Consider the following 19,151-nt stretch of genomic DNA (forward strand, 5'->3'; position numbering starts at 1 on the left):
CATGCGTCTTCCTTGTCCCTATTGCGGTTCGCGCGATCTCTCCGAGTTCACCTATCTCGGCGACGCGAAACTCAAACGCCCAAATCCAGACGGCGAGAATGCCGCGGCAGAATTTTTCGATTACGCCTATCTGCGCGACAATCCCGCCGGGCCGCATAAGGAATTCTGGTATCACGCGCAGGGGTGCCGCTCCTGGCTCACCGTCGAGCGCGATACGCGCACGCATGAAATTCTGAGCGCCGTTCTGTCCAGCGGAGCAAAGGCATGAGCCAGAGCCACCGCACCCGCAAAGCCGGATTGATCGATCGCACGAATACGTTCTCCTTCAGCTTCGACGGCCACGCATTTGACGGCTATCCGGGCGACACGCTGGCCTCGGCGCTGATCGCCAATGGCGTCAGGCTCGTCGGCCGCTCGTTCAAATATCACCGGCCGCGCGGCATTTTCTCCGACGGATCGCAGGAACCGAACGCGCTCGTCGAATTGCGCGACGGAGCGCGGCGCGAGCCCAATACCAAAGCGACGGGCGTTGAGCTTTATGAAGGCCTTGTTGCGGCGAGCCAGAACCGCTGGCCCTCGCTCGCTTTCGATCTGCGCGCCGCGGCAAACCTTGTCGCGCCGTTCATTCCCGCGGGCTTCTACTACAAGACCTTTATGTGGCCTTCGGCCTTCTGGGAAAAGCTTTACGAGCCCGCGATCCGTAGAGCCGCAGGTCTCGGCGCGCTGTCGGGAGAGGACGATCCGGATATTTACGAGAAATCCCACGCCTTCTGCGATCTTCTGATCATCGGCGCGGGGCCAGCGGGCCTCACCGCCGCGCTCGCCGCAGGCCGCGCCGGGATTCGCGTCATTCTGTGCGATGAGGACTTTGCGCTCGGCGGACGGCTGCTGTCGGAAACCTACGAGATCGGCGGCGCATCCGGCTCGAGCTGGGCGCGGCATGCAGCAGCCGAACTCGCAACGCTTTCGAATGTGCGCATTCTGAAACGCACCACGGTCTTCGGCGTCTATGACGGCGGCACTTATGGCGCGATCGAAAAAGTCGCCGATCACAAACCCGCGCCACGCGCCGGTGAGGTGCGCCAGCGCACTTGGAAGATCGTCGCCAAACGCGCGATCCTTGCGGCCGGAGCCACTGAACGGCCCATTGCCTTCGGCGGCAATGATGTGCCGGGCGTCATGCTCGGTTCGGCGATCCGAACTTTTGTGAACCGTTTTGCCGCAACGCCCGGCTGGAAGACGGCGATCTTCACCTCGTCCGATGATGGCTGGCGCACCGCGAGCGATCTTCTCTCTGCAGGCGTTGAGATTTCGGCGATTGTCGATTCCCGCCCGGACGTTTCCGGCAGCGTCCGCGCACTCGGCCGCGCCAGCCTGCAGTTCCTCGGCTCGGTGATTCAGGAAACTCAAGGCAAAAAAGGCCTGAAGTCCATCATAATTCGCGACGAAGGCGGACAGAAGCATCTCATCGAGGCCGATGCGCTGGCGGTGTCGAATGGCTGGAATCCGCAGATCGGCCTGACGACGCATCTCGGCGGACGTCCCGTCTGGGATACGTCGCTCGCGGCCTTCGTGCCCGGCGCTCTGCCGAACGGAATGTGCGTTGCGGGCGCGGCCGCCGGCCGGTTTCCTCTGTCGGACGCCATGCATCACGGTGCCCATGCCGTCGAGAAACTTGGATTTGAAACGAAGCCCGTCGAAATTCCGCAGACCAGCGAGGATTTTGTCTCGGTCACGCCGCTCTGGCATATCGGCGGATCGAAGAAGAAGGCCTTCGTCGATTTCCAGAACGATGTGACGGTGGACGACATCGCCCTCTCGGCGCGCGAAGGCTTCCGTTCGGTCGAGCATCTGAAACGCTATACGACGCTCGGCATGGCGACGGATCAGGGCAAGAGCTCGAACGTCAACGGGCTGGCGATCCTTGCCACACTGACCGGACGCGAGATTCCCGAAACGGGCACGACCGTGACGCGTCCGCCGCATGTGCCGGTCGCCATCGGCGCTCTCGCAGGCATTCACACCGGACGCGCGTTCAAGCCGTTCCGCCTGACCTCCGGCCATCGCTGGGCGGAGAGGAACGGCGCGGTTTTCGTCGAAGCCGGGCAATGGCTGCGCCCGCAATGGTTCGCGCAGGCGGGTGAAAAGGACTGGCTCGAAAGCGTCGTGCGCGAGGTCAACACCGTTCGCAACGGCGTCGGCATTTGCGATGTCTCGACGCTCGGCAAGATCGATATTCAGGGCAAGGATGCGGGGGCATTACTCGACCGCGTCTATATCAACATGTTCTCGACGCTCGCCGTCGGTAAAGCCCGCTACGGCATGATGCTGCGCGAAGACGGCATGGTGCTCGATGACGGCACGACCGCGCGTTTTTCTGACACGCGCTATGTAATGTCCACGACGACCGCCAATGCCGGGCGTGTGATGCAGCATCTGGAATTCTGCCGCCAGGTTCTGTGGCCTGAACTCGATGTGCAGACCGTCTCGATCACCGAGCATTGGGCGCAATATGCCGTGGCCGGTCCGAAATCGCGCGCGCTGCTCGAAGCCTTTTTTGGCGGCAAAGCCGATCTGTCCGATGAAGCCTTCCCCTATATGGCGGTCGGCGAGTTCGATCTTTCCGGCGTGCCGGTGCGCCTCTTCCGCCTCTCCTTCTCCGGCGAACGCGCCTATGAAATCGCCGTACCCGCCCGCTATGGCGCAGCTTTGCTCGAACGGCTGATCGAAGCGGGCAAAGCTTTCGGCGTCACGCCCTATGGCACGGAAGCACTGTCGGTCATGCGCATTGAGAAAGGCCATGTCGCCGGCAATGAAATCAACGGCCAGACAACGGCGGCCGATCTCGGCATGGGCCGCATGATGTCGAAGAAGAAGGATTTTCTCGGCCGCGTGCTGGCGGCGCGCCCCGGCCTTGCCGATCCCGAGCGTCCGGCGCTTGCCGGGTTCAAGCCGTTGAAAGCGGGCGAGCGTTTGCGCGCCGGGGCGCATTTCATCGGTGCCGGCAAAGCCGCGACCGCCGCAAACGACGAAGGCTATATGACCTCCGTCGCCTATTCGCCAACCACAGGACACTGGATCGGTCTCGGTGTCATTACGCGTGGACCGGAACGTTACGGCGAGCGCGTGCGCGCCTACGACCCGGTGCGCGGCGGCGATGTCGAAGTTGAGATCTGCGCGCCCTGCTTTGTCGATCCGGAAGGAGCAAAACTCCATGCCTGATCTTCTGACATTGGATTCGGCCTTCGCCGCACCAATCGCCTCGCGCGAGGGTATTGCGATCGAAGAGCGCATGCCCGGCCTTGCGACGGTGCAGATCGGCAATGCGCCCTACTCCGCCTTTGCGGAACGCGCACAGGCGGCGTTCGGACTATCCCCGCCGCAAGGTCCGCAGCGCACGGAAAGCGGCGGGTTGAGCTTTATCGGCATCGGGCCCGGCAACTGGCTCGCCGTGCGCGAAAAAAATCCCGGCGCCCTCGCCCCGGATCTCGCCAAAGCGTTCGAGGGAACAGCCTCCGTCTCCGATCAGAGTTCGGGCTATACGGTGCTCAGACTATCAGGCCCGCGCGCCCGCGCGCTGCTGCAGGCCGGACTGCCGATCGATCTCGATACGAGCGTCTTTGGCGGAAACGGCACGGCCGTCAGCCTGATCGCTCATATCGGCGTCATTGTCTGGCAGATCGCGCCGGATGCGTTTGAAATCGCGTTCTTCCGCAGCATGTCGGAGAGCTTCGCGCACTGGCTCGAAACGCAGAATATTTAAGTCTGCTGAGCCGCGGAACAGGCCGCGAGATAGCCGTAGCCATAACGGAGATCGGGCTCGAGATAGGCGGCTTCCGCCCATTCGTTCCAGGCATTGATGAAAACAAGCCGCTCGTCCGCCGGATGCGCACGCGCCCGGACGACAGCGTGCTTCAGCCAGGACTGGAATAAGTCGGGGCGCGCGCCGTGATGGATGACGCCGGACGTCGGCCGCCTTGCGCTGTTGTCCCAGCCCGGCATGACGCCCGGATGCACCATTCCCGCAGGCCATTCCTTCTGCAGTTCGCGGCGCACGACATCGGCATAATCGCGCACGCGTCCACCGTCGCGGAGCTTTGAGACCTTCAGTGAGGATTCGATGTTCGGCGCGTCGATCCCGTGCGGCGGGAATTCCGACAGCGCATCGAACCCCGCGCTCTCATAGCCCACGAAATCGAAAGCGTTCGTTGCGATGAGATAGATGCCCGGATAACCGAGCTTTTCCATCTCGCTGCGCCAGCGCATCACCGTCGCCTTGATGTCGGGAAACTGATCGGCGCGGTAGATCGTCAGCACAGGCCTGCCGCCGATCTTCAGATATCGCGCATCGCGGAAATAGCGGTCGGCATGGCGGATGAAAGCGATATCGTCGTCCGGCGAATAGCGCTGCTGCATCAACACGTCTTTTTCACTGCCGCTCCAACGCCGCGACCAACTTTCATTGGCCCAGCACAGGCAGAAGGGCAGACCGAGACCGGTGTTTGCGAGATAGTTTTCGACGGGACGTTCGAGCAGGCGCTTTCCCTGAAACCAGTAGTGATGGAAGCAGAACGCTCCGATGCCGTAGAGCTTGGCGAGTTCGACCTGACGCCGCATCACATCGGGAACGCGCAGATCGTAGTAGCCGAGTTCGCCGGGCGCACGCGGCTGGTAGTGACCATCGAAGACAGGAAAAGCGCGCGTGACATTGCGCCATTCCGTGAAGCCGCGGCCCCACCACTCATCGTTTTCCGGGATCGGATGAAACTGAGGAAGATAATAGGCGATCAGCCTTACATCGCCAGGCGGTAAGGGAGAGGTGGTGATCGGGGTGAAATCTTCCGCGGGAAAATCCGCGAGTGCATTGCGCGCATAGGTGCGGTAAAGCGCATCGGCACGCACCGGGGCTTTCAGCGCCTGCGGAAGACGCCGCAGCCGGTTCAGAAACCGGCGCAGCGCCGAACCGGCGCCTTTCGTCACGAGGTCGCCTCGTCGAGCCCTCGCAGAAATCCGAGATGTTTTTCGCGCCGCGCGGCGTTGAACAGGACATGCGGAAGGAGAAGCTTGGCGCGGGCGCGCATCCGCTCCTTTTCGACATCGAGCGGCACACCATGCTTGCGCATCACATAGACCAGAGAGCGCCCCATCGCTTCGCCCTTGAGGCGGCCGATCCGCGCCGAACGTTCGGTCGAAGTGCCTTGTGCGTGCTCGATCACGGCGGCGGCGGCAAGACGCAATTCGACGCCGATCTGCTGCAGACGCAGGCTGAAATCGTCGTCCTCGTGGAAGAGGAATATTGCGGGATCGAAACCGCCGATCTTCTGCCAGTGCTCGCGGCGGACAAGAATACAGGCGCCGGACAGCACCGGGATACTGCAGTCCCCATCCGGCAGCGCCCCACCGAAACGCCCGAACTGCGGCAGAAGACGCGATCTCCGGCGGAACAGCTGTTTGCCGCGCGAATACATACGGGGATTGAAGGCGGCGTTCGGGTTTCGCTCCGCGGCGGCGACCAGCGCCTCAAGCGCGCCGGGACGGAAGCGAATGTCAGGATTGGCAAAAATCAGAAAGCGCGTTTCGGCGGCTTCGCCGCCGGTATTGCAGGCCGCGCCATAGCCGAGATTTTTGGGCAATCTGACGACGGAGGCTCCAGCCCGTTCGGCGATCTCGGCCGATCCGTCGGAGCTGGCATTGTCGACGACGATCCGTGTTACGCCCTCGGGTATGCTCTCCAGAAATCCGCGCAGCGTCGATGCGCTGTTATAGCTGATGCCGACAACGGACACGTTCGCGGTCATGTCGGTGCGGCCTCCTGCACCAGGCGGCGCACGATATCGGCGCAGGACAAACGCCAATCGGGCGCGCGCCAGCCGTAGACGCGCGCGAGCTTGTCCGTCGACAGCCTGGAATTGGCCGGACGCTTCGCCTTGGACGGATATTCCGCGGTTGAAATGCGTTGCACAGCCGCAAAGGGGCCGCCCGCCGAGCGGCTTTCGACAAAGATGTTTTCGGCAAAACCGGCCCAGCTCGTCGATCCGGTTCCAGCGAGATGGAATATTCCGAACTTGTCAGCCGAGGGCATGGCAGCCAGCGCGCGAGCAATGTGCAGAATGCCGTCGGCGATATCGAGCGCCGAAGTCGGATTTCCAAATTGATCGCAAACAACACCGATGCTGGAGCGGGTCTGGGCCTGCGCGAGCATGGTCTTCACGAAGTTTCTGCCGAAAGGGCTGTAAGCCCAAGCAGTTCGTAAAATGACATGCTTGGGGTTCGCGTCCGCGACCGCAACTTCTCCGGCAAGCTTGGTTCTTCCATAGGCAGATTGCGGACCGACCGGATCATCCTCCAGATAGGCTCCCGCCTTGTCACCTGAAAATACGTAATCCGTGGAAAGATGAACTACAGGAACGCCGAGTTCGGCCGCGGCTTTGGCCGCGGCTCTGGCGCCGCCTGCATTGACAGTCAGCGCCATGTCGACATCGTCCTCCGCTTGGTCGACAGCGGTATACGCTGCAGCAGACACAACAAGATCCGGTTTGCGCTCACGAATCGCCGCCATCACCGATTCCGGCTTTACGAGATCGAGTTCGGGCCGACCGACGGTCTCCATAACGATGTTAGGGCGCCCTCGCGCCTGTTCCACAAGACTGCGCGCAATCTGTCCCTCGCGCCCTGTGACGAGGATTTTCATTTCGTCCCCGCACCCATCAAACCGAGCCGTTCGCCGGCATAGCGGCGATCGAGGATCGGGCGCCACCACCATTCATTGGCGAGATACCAATCGATCGTCTTGCCGAGGCCGCTTTCGAAATCCTCCTGCGCCGTCCAGCCCAGCTCGCGCTCGGCTTTCGCCGGATCGATGGCATAGCGGCGATCATGCCCCGGCCGGTCGGTGACGAATTCGAGGAGATCGCGATGAGAACCGCTCGCGCGCGGGCGCTTTACGTCCAGAAGATCGCAGATGCGCTCGACGACCTGGAGGTTGGTGCGCTCGCTGCGTGCGCCGATATTGTAACTCTCGCCGGGCACGCCCTTCAGCGCGACCGCTTCAAGCGCGCGCGCATGATCGTCAACATAAAGCCAGTCGCGCACATTCCGTCCCCGGCCGTAGACCGGAATTTTGCGGCCGTGCAACGCATTCAGAATGGCGAGCGGGATCAGCTTCTCCGGGAAGTGAAAAGGCCCGTAATTGTTCGAGCAGTTCGAGAGGACTGCCGGAAGCCCATACGTGTGATGCCAGGCGCGGACAAGATGATCGGAAGCCGCCTTCGACGCCGAATAGGGCGATGAGGGCGCATAGGGCGTTTCCTCTGTAAATACGCCCTCATCGAACGGAAGATCGCCGAACACCTCGTCGGTTGAGACGTGATGAAAACGGAACCTGTCCTTTGCTGCAGCCGGAAGGCCGCGCCAATAGTCGAGCGCGGCAGCAAGCAGCCGGAATGTCCCGCTTACATTTGTTTCGATAAAGGCGGCGGGCCCGTCGATGGAACGATCCACATGGCTCTCGGCCGCGAGATTCATGACGATATCGATCTTCTCGGCTTTCAGAAGATCGAGAACTTTCGCCTGATCGCCGATATCGCCTTCGACAAACCGATAATTGGGCGCATTGCCGATCGACGACAGCGAGGCGAGATTGCCCGCGTAAGTCAGCTTGTCGAGGTTGACGATGCGATGCTGGCTTTGCCCGACGAGGAGGCGGCAGACCGCCGATCCGATGAACCCGGCGCCGCCTGTGACGAGAATGTTCATGGCCGCATGCCCCACCTAATCGAAGAGTTCGGCTTGGGCAAAAAATGGCGCGGCGCGATCCTTACCCGACATCTGCGCGTCATCGACGGGGATCGGCCAGGCTATGGCGATATCGGGATCGTTGTAGCGGATCGCGCGGTCGAGCTGCGGCCTGTATGGGTCCGAGACCTTGTAGATGACCTCGGTGTCGGGCTCGAGGGTGACGAAGCCATGGGCAAAGCCGCGCGGCACAAAAACCTGGTTCCAGGCGCCCGCCGAGATTTCGATCCCGACCCATTTTCCGAACGTCTTCGAGCTTTTGCGAATATCGACGGCTACGTCGAAAACCGCGCCGCGAACAACGCGGACCAGCTTGGCCTGGGCCGCCGGCGGAAGCTGATAGTGCAGCCCGCGCAGCACGCCTTTTGCCGCCGAATAGGAGTGATTGTCCTGCACGAACTGGACATCGATTCCCGCCGCGCGAAAGCTTTCGCTGTTATGCGTTTCCGAAAAAAACCCGCGTGCATCGCCAAACTTCGCCGGAACGATCTCAAACACGCCATCGAGGCCGAGCGGGCGAACCTCGAGCGTCATGCCGAGAACTCCGAAACGCGCCGCGTGAGATAGGCGGCATATTCGTTCTTCCCGAGCGTTCTTACACGCGCCATCACCTGATCTGTGGTGAGCCAGCCCATTTCGAGCCCGACTTCCTCCGGACAGGCGATCTTGATCCCCTGCCGATGCTCGATCGTACGCACGAATGCGCCCGCATCGTGCAGGCTCTCATGCGTTCCCGTATCGAGCCAAGCATAGCCGCGGCCGAGCCGCTGAACGTGCAGCGTGCCCTGCTCAAGATAGGCATTGTTGACCTCGGTGATCTCAAGCTCGCCGCGCGCCGAGGGCTTGATCGAGGCCGCGATATCCGGAACCTGATTGTCGTAGAAATAAAGACCCGTCACGGCCCAGTTGGACTTGGGCTCGGCGGGTTTTTCTTCGATCGTCTGCGCCATGCCGCTCGCCGGATCGAAGCTGACAACGCCATAGCGTGCCGGATCTTGGACCTGATAGGCGAAAACCGAAGCGCCGCGCTCGCGGCCAGCGGCCTGGCGGCAGATATCCGACAGCCTGTCGCCGAAGAAAATGTTGTCGCCGAGGATCATGGCGGAGGGATCGCGCCCGATGAATTCGCGGCCGATGATGAAAGCCTGCGCCAGCCCTTTGGGCTCAGGCTGCACGGCATAGGAAATTGCGATCCCGAAAGCGCTGCCGTCACCCAGCAGTTCCCGGAACATCGGCAGATCGCGCGGCGTCGAAATGAGGAGAATTTCGCGGATGCCCGCGAGCATCAGAACGCTCAGCGGATAATAGATCATCGGCTTGTCGTAGACGGGCAGTATCTGCTTGGAAATCGCGAGCGTCAGGGGATGCAGGCGCGAACCCGCGCCGCCTGCGAGGATGATTCCCTTGGTGGCCCTTCCAGCACCCGTGCCTTGCACGCGTTTCCCCTTATGCCGATCCGCCTTAGATCGACAGGACGCGCGCCCGCACGTCCAGCCGCATTAAAACGTGAATAGCATAGCGCGGCGGATCAATTAATGGCTGCCAACTTATGGAACGTTGAAAAATCCGACCTTTCCCGGCCCGTTTTGGTTGCGATTTTGCTAGGAATGCAATCGCATCGCAGAGCGCGATAGCCGCGCTCGGATGAAATACCGGCTGGAAGGCGGGATCTGCCCGGCGATTTCAAATCACTGTCGGGGCCGGTAAAAAAGCTTTTAGCGTGTCACGCGTCTTCGAGAATCCGCACAGGGCGTTCCCAGATCAGAAGAACGACACAGCCTTCATCGCTCCACACGCGATGGGTCGTGCCCGGCGGGTTCACGGTGAACGTTCCGACACTGTAATGGCCGGCATCGTCGCTCTGCGACCCATCGAGTACGAGAACATGCTCAAAACCCGTATGCTCGTGCAGCGGCACGCGCGCGCCGGGCTCGTATTTCAGCACCGCCGCGGACGGCCCATCATCGCCGCCATAAAGCCGATGCATGGTGACGCCTTCGCGGAACGGGCCGAAATCGAGGCATTTCCAGCCGCCGGTCGCAAGCTCCCGGATGAGCGGCGTTTCAAGAACCGAGTGCATCGGCCACATCCTTCGCCGTCGCGGTCCAGCCGACGATCGCGCCTTGCGCGCGCACCATATCGAGCGTCACGGCCTTGAACTCCGGGAAATAGCTTTCCGTTGCGTCTTCGACGAGAAGACATGTAAAGCCGCGGTCATTGGCTTCGCGCATGGTCGTCTGCACGCAGACTTCGGTGGTGACACCGCCGAACAGAAGATGCGTCGTGCCGAGCTTTTGCAGCACCGAGCCCAGCGGCGTTGCGTAGAACGCGCCTTTGCCCGGCTTGTCGATCACGGTTTCGCCCGGCAAGGCTTTCAACTCGTCAATGATCTCGACGCCCGGCTCGCCCTGGATGAGAACGCGGCCCATCGGCCCATCGTCTCCGATGCGGAGCGTCGGCTCGCCGCGTTCGCGCTTTGCCGGCGGACAATCCGACAGATCGGCTTTGTGGCATTCGCGCGTGTGGATGACCGGAATGCCTTTGGCACGCGCGGTGTCGAGCAGCAGCCTTGCGCCGGGAATGATCGCGCGCAGAAGATCGACATCATTGCCGAGCGTTTCGCCGAAGCCGCCCGGCTCCATGAAATCGCGCTGCATGTCGATCATGATGACGGCGGTCTTGTCCGGCGGAAATTCGAACGGAAAGGGCTGCGCTTTCGATATCTCAGCCATGGCCCACCATATGCCGGCCGATATCGAGCGCATCCGCGCCTTTGCCCGGCGTCTCGTGCACGATCTCGCCGTGATGCATGACAAGGATGCGATCCGACAGTTCGAGGACTTCGTCGAGATCTTCCGACAGCAGCAGCACCGCAGCACCGCCATTGCGCGCCGCGACGATGCGCGCGCGGACTTCAGCAACGGCCTTCACATCGAGACCGAAACAGGGATTGGAGATGACGAGCAGCTCGACCTTGCCGTCAAGCTCGCGCGCCAGAACCGCGCGCTGCACATTGCCGCCCGACAGCGCCGCAATCGGAGCCTCTGGAGAAGGGGTCCTGACCGCATAAGCGCGGATCATGCCGAGCGCGCGGTTTGCCATCGCCTTCAGATCGAGCCATTTGCGCGGGCCGTTATCGTCGACATCGAAGCTGCGCAAATTCATGTTTTCGACGACGCTCATTTTCGGAACGCTGGCATTGCGCAGCGGCTCTTCCGGCAGAACGCGGACGCCGAGACTGCGCGAAATCGTGCGGCCGCCGTCATAGGTCTGCCCCTTGACCAGAATATCGCCGCTGCTCGCCGGACGCTGGCCGCCGAGGACTTCGACCAGATCCTTCTGCCCATTGCCGGAGACGCCGGCGACACCGACGATCTCGCGCGGGCGAACCAGAAGCTTTTCGATGGACAGGCCCGGACGGCCGAGATCGCCAAGTGTTTTGAGATTGACGACGGCAAGCCGCTCTTCCGCATCCGGCCCGCCTTCGCGGATGACGGGTTTGGGCGCATGCGCCTCACCGATCATCATCGCTGTGAGATCGGCGGCGGAAAGATCTTTGGCGCGGCCCGAGCCGACGAATTTGCCCTTGCGGAACACCGTGACGTCGTCGGCATAGGCCGCGACCTCTTTCAGCTTGTGGGTGATGATGACGACGGTGATCTGCCCTTCATCGACAAGCTTGCGCACAAGGCCGAGAACTTCGGTTGCCTCTTGAGGCGTCAAAGTCGAGGTCGGCTCATCGAGCACGATGAGACGCCGGTTCAGATAAAGCTGCTTCATGATCTCGGTCTTCTGGCGCTCGCCCGCGGCGAGCGATCCGACCGGAACATCCATCGGAATCTTGAACGGCATGTCCTTCAGGAAATTGGCGAGGCTCTTTTTCTCGGCTTTCCAATCGATGACGCCCGGGACATTCGAGCGCGACATCACGAGATTTTCCGCCGCCGTCATCGACGGCACGAGCGTGAAATGCTGATAGACCATGCCCATGCCGAGCGCGTCCGCATCGGCGGGGCGCGCGATGACGGCTTCGCGGCCTTCGACCAGAAAATCGCCCTCATCGGCCTTGTGATAGCCGAGCAGGCATTTGACGAAGGTCGATTTGCCGGCGCCGTTTTCGCCGAGCAGCGCGTGCACCGTGCCGCGCCGCAGTTTGAGCGAGACATTGTCGAGCGCAACGAAGGAGCCGAAACGCTTGGTGACGGCGATGGCCTCGACTTCGAGCGCGTGGCGGGTGTCTTTGGCCATTACGAGATCGCCTCGATGAGAACATCCGAGGTCGCGACCGCGCCGAACACGCCGCCCTGCATCTTGATCATGTCGATGGCAGCGAGATGGTTTTCGACCTTGGTCGCCGCGGTGCAGTCCGAAAGAAGCAGGCACTCATAGCCCATATCGTTCGCATCGCGCATGGTGGTGTGCACGCAGACATCGGTCGTGACGCCGGTGAGAACGATGTTGCGGATGCGGCGCGTTTTCAGAACGAGTTCGAGATCGGTCGCAACGAAGGAGCCTTTGCCCGGCTTGTCGATGACAATCTCGTCTTTCTCGGGCTGAAGCTCCGGGATGATCTCCCAGCCCGGCTCACCGCGCACGAGAATGCGCCCGCACGGGCCCTGATCGCCGATGCCGGCGCCGATGCGCTGCGAACGCCAGCGTTTATTGGCCGGAAGATCGGCAAGATCGGGCCTGTGGCCCTCGCGCGTGTGAATGATGTGATAGCCGCCGCGGCGCATGGCTGCGAGGACATTCTGGATCGGTTTGATGGGCGCACGCGTCAAAGAGATGTCGTAGCCCATGACGTCGACATAGCCGCCGGGGGCGCAGAAATCGACCTGCATATCGATGACGATCAGCGCCGTGTTGTCGGGGCGGAGATCGCCGTCGAACGGCCAGGGGTACGGATCGGAGGCAATCGTCTTGCCGCCCGGCACGAGGGCGGCATTGACGCGTTCATCAAGCGTATCGGACATGTTCTGCCTCAGCGGGTAAGCGAGAGTTCGCCGGGCATGCCGCGCAGAACGCGGCCCGGCGCAACGGTGAGAACCATGATGACGAGCGTCAATACGTATGGCGCGGCATAGAAGAGGTAATAGCCTTGCGTCACGCCGATGGTCTGAAGGCTCGGGCCGAGCGCGCCGGCCGCGCCGAACAGAAGCGCTGCGCCGACACAGGCGATCGGGTTCCAGCGCGCGAAGACGACGAGCGCCACCGCGACCAGCCCCTGGCCGGAGGACAGGCCCTCATTCCAGCTGCCCGGATAGGACAGCGACAGGAAGGAACCGCCGACACCTGCGAGCGCGGAACCCGCGACGGTCGAGAGGATGCGGATCCGGTCAATGGGCAGGCCCATGGCACGCGCCGCATCGGCGCTGTCGCCAACGATACGCACCACGAGGCCTGTTCGTGTGTTCTTGAACGCCCACGCCATGAACACGGCGATGAGGAGCCCGAGGAAAAAGAGCGGCGAGACATCGAGCGCACTTCGGATCTGCGGCGTGTCCGACCAGAAGCCGAGCGGCAGAACCGGAAGCTGCGGCGCCGAGGGCTGGATGTAGGGTTTGCCGAAGAAGAAGGCGATGCCGATGCCGGCGAGCATCACCGCGATGCCCATGGCGATGTCGTTGACGCGCGCCAGCGAGCAGACAAGACCGTGGAGAAGACCGAGCGCGCCGCCGGCGCACATCGCGGCGAGGACGCCGAGCCAGGGGCTGCCGGTTTCATAGGAGAAGGCGTAGGCGGTCATCGCGCCCAGAACGAGCGCGCCTTCATTGCCAAGATTGATGCGTCCGCTTTTCTCGGTCAGGCATTCGCCGAGGCTGACGAACAGAAACGGCGTCGACACGCGCAAAGCGCCGGCGATCAGCGCAACGAACACCATAGACAGGTTTTCCATCACGCCACCCCGCGCGGCTGGAACCAGCGGAAGCGGCCGTAGATCGTCTCGCTCGCAAGGATCGACACGAAGATGAAGCCCTGCAGCACAAGCACGGTCGCATCGGGCAGACCGAGGCGGCGCTGGATGAGGCCGCCCGCAGCGGAGATGCCGCCGAGGAGGATCGCCATCGGAATGATGCCGAGCGGCGACTGGCGCGCGAGGAAGGCGATGAGAATGCCGGCATAACCATAACCCGCGGCGAGCGAGGCATTCGCCGAGCCGTGCACCGCCGCAACCTCGATCATGCCGGCAAGGCCTGCGCAGGCTCCCCCGAGGGCGCAGGCGATAACGATCAGCCGGTTTGCCGGAAGCCCTTGCAGCAGAGCGGCGCGAAGATTTCCGCCGGTGACGCGCCAGGCAAAACCGAAACTCGTGCGCTGGATCATGATCCAGAAGCCGAGACAGATGATGATGCCGAAGATCAGGCCCGGATGAATGTCGGTACCGGGGATCGAGCCCAGCATGTTTGCTTCGCCGATGGGAAGCGTCGAGGGCTTGTTGAGGCTCGCCGGATCGCGCAGCGGGCCTTCGACGAGATGGTTGAAGACGGCAATGGCGACATAAGCGAGCAGAAGCGAGGCGATGGTTTCGTTGATGCCGCGATAGGCGCGCAGCCAGCCGGTGAGGCCGATCCACAGCGCGCCGAATCCGGCACCGGCAATGGCCATGCCGAGGATGACGAGCGGCGGATACAGGCTCGACAGGGAAGCGCCCACAACCGCCGCCGCCAAACCGCCGAGCACGACTGCGCCCTCGCCGCCGATGACGACAAGGCCGAGCTGCGCCGGCAGTGCAACGCAGAGCGCCGTCAGCATGAGCGGCGCTGCGCGCTGCAGCGTGTTCTGAAACGAAAACCAAGATCCGAATGCGCCGCGCCAGATCAGCGAGGCGAACTCAATGGGCGAGGATCCGAGCGCCAGCAGAAAGATCGCGAACGCGCCGGCTGCGAGCAAAAGCGCGCAGAAGGGCACGAGCAGCGTTTCCAGCAGGCGGCGGAGCGGATAGCTCCAATCGACCGGAGCTTCCGGCGCTTTCGGCGCAGCTACCACCGTTTCTGCCGGAAGCGTGATGGTCATGGATTTATCCGATCGCGCCGATGACGCCTTCGACGAGATAGTTCATGCTTTCAAGCTCGGGCGCCGTTTCCGGATAGGCTTTTCCGGCGGCGACGACTTCCTTGCCCGCATTGTCCTTGAGCGGACCCTTCACGACGGCAAAGCCGCCTTTCATCATTTCGGCCTTCACGGCATCAGCCTGCTTGCGCGCCGCGTCGGAGACCGCCGGCCCATAGGGCGACATCTTGATGAAGCCCTCGGCCAAGCCGCCGCGGACGAAGTTCGACAAAGGCTCGCCCTTCTGCGCGGCATCCACGAAGCCCTTATAGACATTCGCCCAGTTCCATTCGGCGCCGGTGAGATAGCCTTTCGGAGCGAGCTTCGACTGATCGGCATGATAGCCGCAGGAGAAGATGCCGCGCTTTTCGGCCGTCTCGACAATGACCTTCGGTCCGTCGACATGGCATGTAACGACATCGACGCCCTGATCGGCGAGGCTGTTGGCGGCTTCCGCTTCCTTGACGGGAAGCGACCAGTCACCGGTGAAGATCGCCTGCACGGTGATCGTCGGATCGACCGAGCGCGCGCCGAGCGTAAACGAGTTGATGTTGAGCAGAACCTGCGGAATGGGCTTGGCCGCAATGAAGCCGAGCTTTTTCGTCTTCGACGTATGACCGGCGATGATGCCGTTCAGATACTGGCCCATGCCGATATAACCGAAATAGGAGCCGGTATTTTTCGGATGCTTGGCTTCCTGCCACATGCCGCCGCAATGGCGGAACTGGATGTCCTTGTACTTCTCCGCGACTTTCAGCATGTGCGGATCGAAATAGCCGAAGCTCGTCGGGAAGATGAGCGTCGCGCCGTCGAGCTCGATCATCGACTCCATGGTCTTCTGAACGTCGAGCGTCTCGGGGACTTTTTCTTCCTCGAGCACTTTCACGCCCGGAAGATCCTTCAGCGCGGCAGCGCCTTCGGCATGGGCCTGATTGTAACCGTAGTCGTCTTTCGGCCCGACATAGATGAAGCCGACGACAAGCTCCTTGGCGAGAGCCGGGCGGGACAGGCCGAGCCCGGTTCCGGCGAGCGCCGTTCCTGCAGCAAGACCCTGAAGCACGCGGCGACGCGACAGCGAAGAGATTGGATCACGCATAGACCACCCCCTGAATGTGCTCTTGCAAATTGGCTGCCGAGAAAGCTACCGGGCGGGGTGATGCAATCCAGTGCTTGTTTTCGATTGCCCTGTTGCTAAAGTCGCAACACGAGGGACGGGCTTATGAAGCACCTGAAAACGCTCGAGTTTATCGCAGGCGTCGGCCGCACCGGCTCGATCCGCAAGGCTGCGGAAGCTCTGAATATCACCCCGTCGGCCCTCACGCGGAAAATCCAGGACTTCGAACAGGAGCTCGGACATCCGATTTTCGAGCGTCTGCCGCAGGGCATGCGTCTCAATGCGGCCGGCGAACTCGTGCTGCGGCATATCCAGAATCAGGTTTCGGATTTCGAACGCCTGCGCTCGCAGATCGCCGATCTTTCCGGCGTGCGGCGCGGCCATGTGCCGATCGCCTGCAGCCAGGGCTTTGCCGATCACATTCTGCCGCGCGAAGTCGAAGCCTATCGGGCGCTGTTTCCGCTCGTCTCCTTTTACGTCCAGGTGCGCGATCACCTTCCCGGCGTTGAAGCGCTGGCAAGTTATGAGGCCGATCTTGCGCTCCTGATCGAGCCGCCGCCGGCCCCGGACATGGACATTCTCTATGCCGGTCATGTGCCGCTCTGCGCGCTGATGCGGAGCGATCATCCGCTGGCGGGCGAGGGCCCGGTGCGGCTGCGCGATTGCCTGCGCCATCCGATCGGCCTGCCCGACCGCTCGCTCGCCATTCGCGCGCCGCTCGACGTTGCGCTGACGCGGGCCCGCGCCACGCCGGTTATTGCTGTGGAGTCGAACTCGCTGGAGCTGATGCGGAATTACACCCTGCGCGAGGACATCATCTCCTTTCAGGTCTCTGTCGGCGTGCCGCTTCTTCCGGAGCTCTGTGTGCGCCCGATCGATGCCAAGGACATTCAGCCCATCCGCATCGTACTCGGCCAGCTGCGCGGCCGGACCCTGCCCATCGCCTCCGCCAAATTCGCCGATCAGCTGGCCCGCAGCCTCGCCACGCTCTGACTGCCGCTTTTTTAGGCGCTTCTGACGCAAATCCCGTCCCGGAGGAGGAATCCTGCTGGCCAATTCCTCGGCAGGGCTGGCACGGACTCTGCATTTGCACCGGCATAATGCGTCTAGGGTTCCGGCCTGCCTCATCTGGCGGGCGCTGGTCCGAGAGATCGCACTCCCGCCCTCATCTGGCGGAGCCACGGCGGGACAAAAGCCCGGGAGATCCGAAGCCGCGAGAGACTGGGGTCTCACGGGCGGGTCTCGACCGAGGAAGTCTTGCGTCCTGATCCCCCGGCTAATCCCTGAACTCCCGCGGCACCCGATGACTGGAGAGGAGTTCGAGATGCGAACTGCGATCAAGACCTGGTGCGGATTTGCCGTAACCGTCTTTGCCCTGACCGCGCTGGTGCTTTCGCCCGCGCACGCCCAAGCCAAGAAAGATTTCAAAATTGCCTGGTCGATCTATGTCGGCTGGGTGCCGTGGCAATACGCCGAAGACAGCGGCATCGTGAAAAAGTGGGCCGACAAATACGGCATCACGATCGATGTCGTTCAGATCAACGACTATGTGGAATCCATCAACCAGTTCACCGCCGGCCAGTTCGACGGCGTGACGCTGACCAATGGCGATGCGCTCGCCATTCCCGCCGCAGGCGGCGTCGATTCCACCGCGCTCATTCTCGGCGATTATTCGAACGGCAATGACGCGGTCATTCTGAAAGACAAGAAGGCGCTGGCGGACATCAAGGGCCAGAAGGTCAACCTCGTCGAGCTTTCGGTGTCTCACTACCTGCTCGCGCGCGGCCTTGAATCGGTCGGCCTGTCCGAGAAGGACATCACGGTCGTCAATACATCGGACGCCGACATGATCGCCGCCGCCAGCACGCCCGACGTCACGGCCGTCGTAACCTGGAACCCGCTGGTTGCCGAAATCGCGACGATGCCCGGCATGTCGAAAGTGTTCGATTCGTCGAAGATCCCGATGGAGATCACCGACATCACGCTCGTCAACACCAAGACGCTCGCCGACAATCCGGCGCTCGGAAAGGCTCTCGTCGGCGCCTGGTATGAAACCATGGCTCTGATGAAGGCCGACAGCGCGGAAGGCAAAGCCGCTCGCGCCGAGATGGCCAAACTGTCCGGCTCGACACCTGAGAGCTTTGACGATCAGCTGTCGACGACGAAAATGTACTGGACGGCGGCCGACGGCGTTGCCTTCGCCAAAGATCCCAAACTGATCGAGGCGATGGAACTCGTTGCTAAGTTCTCCTTCGAGCACGGTCTTCTCGGCGAGGGCGCAAAAAGCCCCGACCAGGTCGGCATGGCGTTTCCGGGCGGCAAAACGCTCGGCAACAAGGACAATCTGAAGCTCCGCTTCGACGACACCTATATGGCGCTCGCCGCAGCCGGAAAGCTCTGACGATGTCAAAAAGGCCGGTGCGCTGGGACGAGCTGTCCTGGAGCGATCTAGCCGCCCTTCGCGCCGACGGGATGGATCTCGCGATCCTTCCCGTCGGGGCCACGGAACAGCACGGACATCATCTGCCGACCGGCGTCGACAGTCTTTCGGCGACAGCTGTTGCCGAAGGCGTTTCCGCCGAGATCGGCGTGCCCGTGTTGCCCACCCTTCCCTATGGCTGTTCGCTGGGTCATTCGCGGAAATGGCCGGGCACGCTGTCGCTGCGGCCGGCAACGCTCAGCCTCGCCGTCGCCGAGATCGCCGACTGGGTTCTCGCCTCGGGCTTTTCGCGGCTGCTCATTCTCAATGGCCATGTGACGAACTGGGCGCCGCTGCGCTGCGCGCTCGAAACCATTCGCGCAGATCTGCCGGATATGCGGATCGCACTGCGCAATATCTGGCAAATATCCGGCGATGTGGACGCGCTGTACTCCTATGACGGCGGAACCAACTGGCACGCCAACGACGCCGAAACATCGCTGATGCTGCATTTGCGTCCCGAGCTGGTCGACATGAAAAAGGCCGTCGACGAGCCCGACCGCTCCACCTGCTGCTTCTTCTCCTACACCGTCGACAAGGAATCGGAGACCGGCGTGACCGGCCTGGCCGCGCGCGGCGACGCCGATTTCGGCAAGCGCGTTCTCAGCACGGCGGTCAACGCACTGTCTGCACAGCTGCGCGCGGCTCTCACCGAACGAACCCCTCTCGAAGACTGGACGCCGCAGGCTGCCGTGTTCGAACGCCCCGTTTAGG

The 19,151-nt window shown here is 62.3% G+C and carries 19 protein-coding genes and 1 riboswitch; of the genes, 6 read left to right on the forward strand and 13 right to left on the reverse strand.

What is annotated here, in order from left to right:
• Position 1: 1 nt before the first annotated feature.
• From IZ6_RS15245 to IZ6_RS15255, 3 genes are read left to right on the forward strand one after another with little or no spacing between them, the layout of a single operon-like run.
• Positions 2–268, forward strand: a complete 267-nt coding sequence (locus IZ6_RS15245) for a sarcosine oxidase subunit delta (protein ID WP_222875882.1) — start codon at positions 2–4, stop codon at positions 266–268.
• Entirely contained in the window at positions 265–3,222 is a 2,958-nt protein-coding gene (locus IZ6_RS15250; RefSeq protein ID WP_222875883.1) for a sarcosine oxidase subunit alpha family protein, read from the forward strand. The genes IZ6_RS15245 and IZ6_RS15250 overlap by 4 nt, the downstream gene beginning before the upstream one ends.
• Positions 3,215–3,763: a sarcosine oxidase subunit gamma gene (locus tag IZ6_RS15255; RefSeq protein ID WP_222875884.1), complete on the forward strand. Its 549-nt coding sequence runs from the start codon at positions 3,215–3,217 to the stop codon at positions 3,761–3,763. The genes IZ6_RS15250 and IZ6_RS15255 overlap by 8 nt, the downstream gene beginning before the upstream one ends.
• Here IZ6_RS15255 and IZ6_RS15260 read toward each other — a convergent pair.
• The 13 genes from IZ6_RS15260 to IZ6_RS15320 form a co-directional block, all read right to left on the reverse strand.
• Positions 3,760–4,980: a glycosyltransferase WbsX family protein gene (locus IZ6_RS15260; RefSeq protein ID WP_225873932.1), complete on the reverse strand. Its 1,221-nt coding sequence runs from the start codon at positions 4,978–4,980 to the stop codon at positions 3,760–3,762. The two genes, IZ6_RS15255 and IZ6_RS15260, sit on opposite strands and share 4 nt — an antisense overlap.
• Positions 4,977–5,798 carry a glycosyltransferase family 2 protein gene (locus tag IZ6_RS15265; protein WP_222875885.1) on the reverse strand — a complete coding sequence of 274 codons (822 nt, stop codon included), beginning with the start codon at positions 5,796–5,798 and terminating at the stop codon, positions 4,977–4,979. The genes IZ6_RS15260 and IZ6_RS15265 overlap by 4 nt, the downstream gene beginning before the upstream one ends.
• Complete coding sequence (rfbD, locus tag IZ6_RS15270; protein WP_222875886.1) at positions 5,795–6,691, reverse strand: dTDP-4-dehydrorhamnose reductase; 897 nt, start codon at positions 6,689–6,691, stop codon at positions 5,795–5,797. Before rfbD ends, IZ6_RS15265 begins: the two co-directional genes overlap by 4 nt.
• Positions 6,688–7,755 (reverse strand): dTDP-glucose 4,6-dehydratase, encoded by a 1,068-nt coding sequence (gene rfbB / locus IZ6_RS15275; protein WP_222875887.1) that lies wholly within the window; start codon positions 7,753–7,755, stop codon positions 6,688–6,690. Before rfbB ends, rfbD begins: the two co-directional genes overlap by 4 nt.
• Before the next feature lie 15 nt (positions 7,756–7,770).
• Complete coding sequence (gene rfbC, locus IZ6_RS15280) at positions 7,771–8,328, reverse strand: dTDP-4-dehydrorhamnose 3,5-epimerase (protein WP_222875888.1); 558 nt, start codon at positions 8,326–8,328, stop codon at positions 7,771–7,773.
• Positions 8,325–9,230 carry a glucose-1-phosphate thymidylyltransferase RfbA gene (rfbA, locus tag IZ6_RS15285; RefSeq protein ID WP_222875889.1) on the reverse strand — a complete coding sequence of 302 codons (906 nt, stop codon included), beginning with the start codon at positions 9,228–9,230 and terminating at the stop codon, positions 8,325–8,327. The genes rfbC and rfbA overlap by 4 nt, the downstream gene beginning before the upstream one ends.
• A 287-nt stretch (positions 9,231–9,517) precedes the next feature.
• Entirely contained in the window at positions 9,518–9,874 is a 357-nt protein-coding gene (locus tag IZ6_RS15290) for a cupin domain-containing protein (protein WP_222875890.1), read from the reverse strand.
• Positions 9,858–10,526, reverse strand: coding sequence for a cysteine hydrolase family protein (locus IZ6_RS15295; RefSeq protein WP_222875891.1), 669 nt, complete (start codon positions 10,524–10,526; stop codon positions 9,858–9,860). The genes IZ6_RS15290 and IZ6_RS15295 overlap by 17 nt, the downstream gene beginning before the upstream one ends.
• Positions 10,519–12,042 carry an ABC transporter ATP-binding protein gene (locus IZ6_RS15300; protein WP_222875892.1) on the reverse strand — a complete coding sequence of 508 codons (1,524 nt, stop codon included), beginning with the start codon at positions 12,040–12,042 and terminating at the stop codon, positions 10,519–10,521. Before IZ6_RS15300 ends, IZ6_RS15295 begins: the two co-directional genes overlap by 8 nt.
• Entirely contained in the window at positions 12,042–12,767 is a 726-nt protein-coding gene (gene biuH / locus IZ6_RS15305) for a biuret amidohydrolase (protein ID WP_222875893.1), read from the reverse strand. Before biuH ends, IZ6_RS15300 begins: the two co-directional genes overlap by 1 nt.
• Before the next feature lie 8 nt (positions 12,768–12,775).
• The gene (locus tag IZ6_RS15310; RefSeq protein WP_222875894.1) at positions 12,776–13,690 is read right to left on the reverse strand and encodes an ABC transporter permease; all 915 of its coding nucleotides are present in this window, start codon (positions 13,688–13,690) and stop codon (positions 12,776–12,778) included.
• Positions 13,690–14,808, reverse strand: coding sequence for an ABC transporter permease (locus IZ6_RS15315; RefSeq protein WP_222875895.1), 1,119 nt, complete (start codon positions 14,806–14,808; stop codon positions 13,690–13,692). Before IZ6_RS15315 ends, IZ6_RS15310 begins: the two co-directional genes overlap by 1 nt.
• 4 nt (positions 14,809–14,812) lie before the next feature.
• Positions 14,813–15,940 (reverse strand): BMP family ABC transporter substrate-binding protein, encoded by a 1,128-nt coding sequence (locus IZ6_RS15320; RefSeq protein ID WP_222875896.1) that lies wholly within the window; start codon positions 15,938–15,940, stop codon positions 14,813–14,815.
• Positions 15,941–16,063: 123 nt separating this feature from the next.
• On the opposite strand from IZ6_RS15320, the gene IZ6_RS15325 reads away from it, so the two are divergent.
• The 3 genes from IZ6_RS15325 to IZ6_RS15335 all read left to right on the forward strand — a co-directional run bounded on the left by IZ6_RS15325 (position 16,064) and on the right by IZ6_RS15335 (position 19,150).
• Positions 16,064–16,951 (forward strand): LysR family transcriptional regulator, encoded by an 888-nt coding sequence (locus IZ6_RS15325; protein ID WP_222875897.1) that lies wholly within the window; start codon positions 16,064–16,066, stop codon positions 16,949–16,951.
• A gap of 102 nt (positions 16,952–17,053) precedes the next feature.
• Positions 17,054–17,163: riboswitch (guanidine-I (ykkC/yxkD leader) on the forward strand.
• Between the two features lie 119 nt (positions 17,164–17,282).
• A complete protein-coding gene (locus IZ6_RS15330) occupies positions 17,283–18,359 on the forward strand; it encodes a putative urea ABC transporter substrate-binding protein (protein WP_222875898.1) in 1,077 nt (358 codons plus the stop codon).
• Between the two features lie 2 nt (positions 18,360–18,361).
• On the forward strand, positions 18,362–19,150 hold the full coding sequence (locus tag IZ6_RS15335) for a creatininase family protein (RefSeq protein WP_222875899.1): 789 nt from the start codon (positions 18,362–18,364) through the stop codon (positions 19,148–19,150).
• Position 19,151: the final 1 nt, after the last annotated feature.

Source organism: Terrihabitans soli, assembly GCF_014191545.1.
Lineage (GTDB): Bacteria > Pseudomonadota > Alphaproteobacteria > Rhizobiales > Methylopilaceae > Flaviflagellibacter > Flaviflagellibacter soli.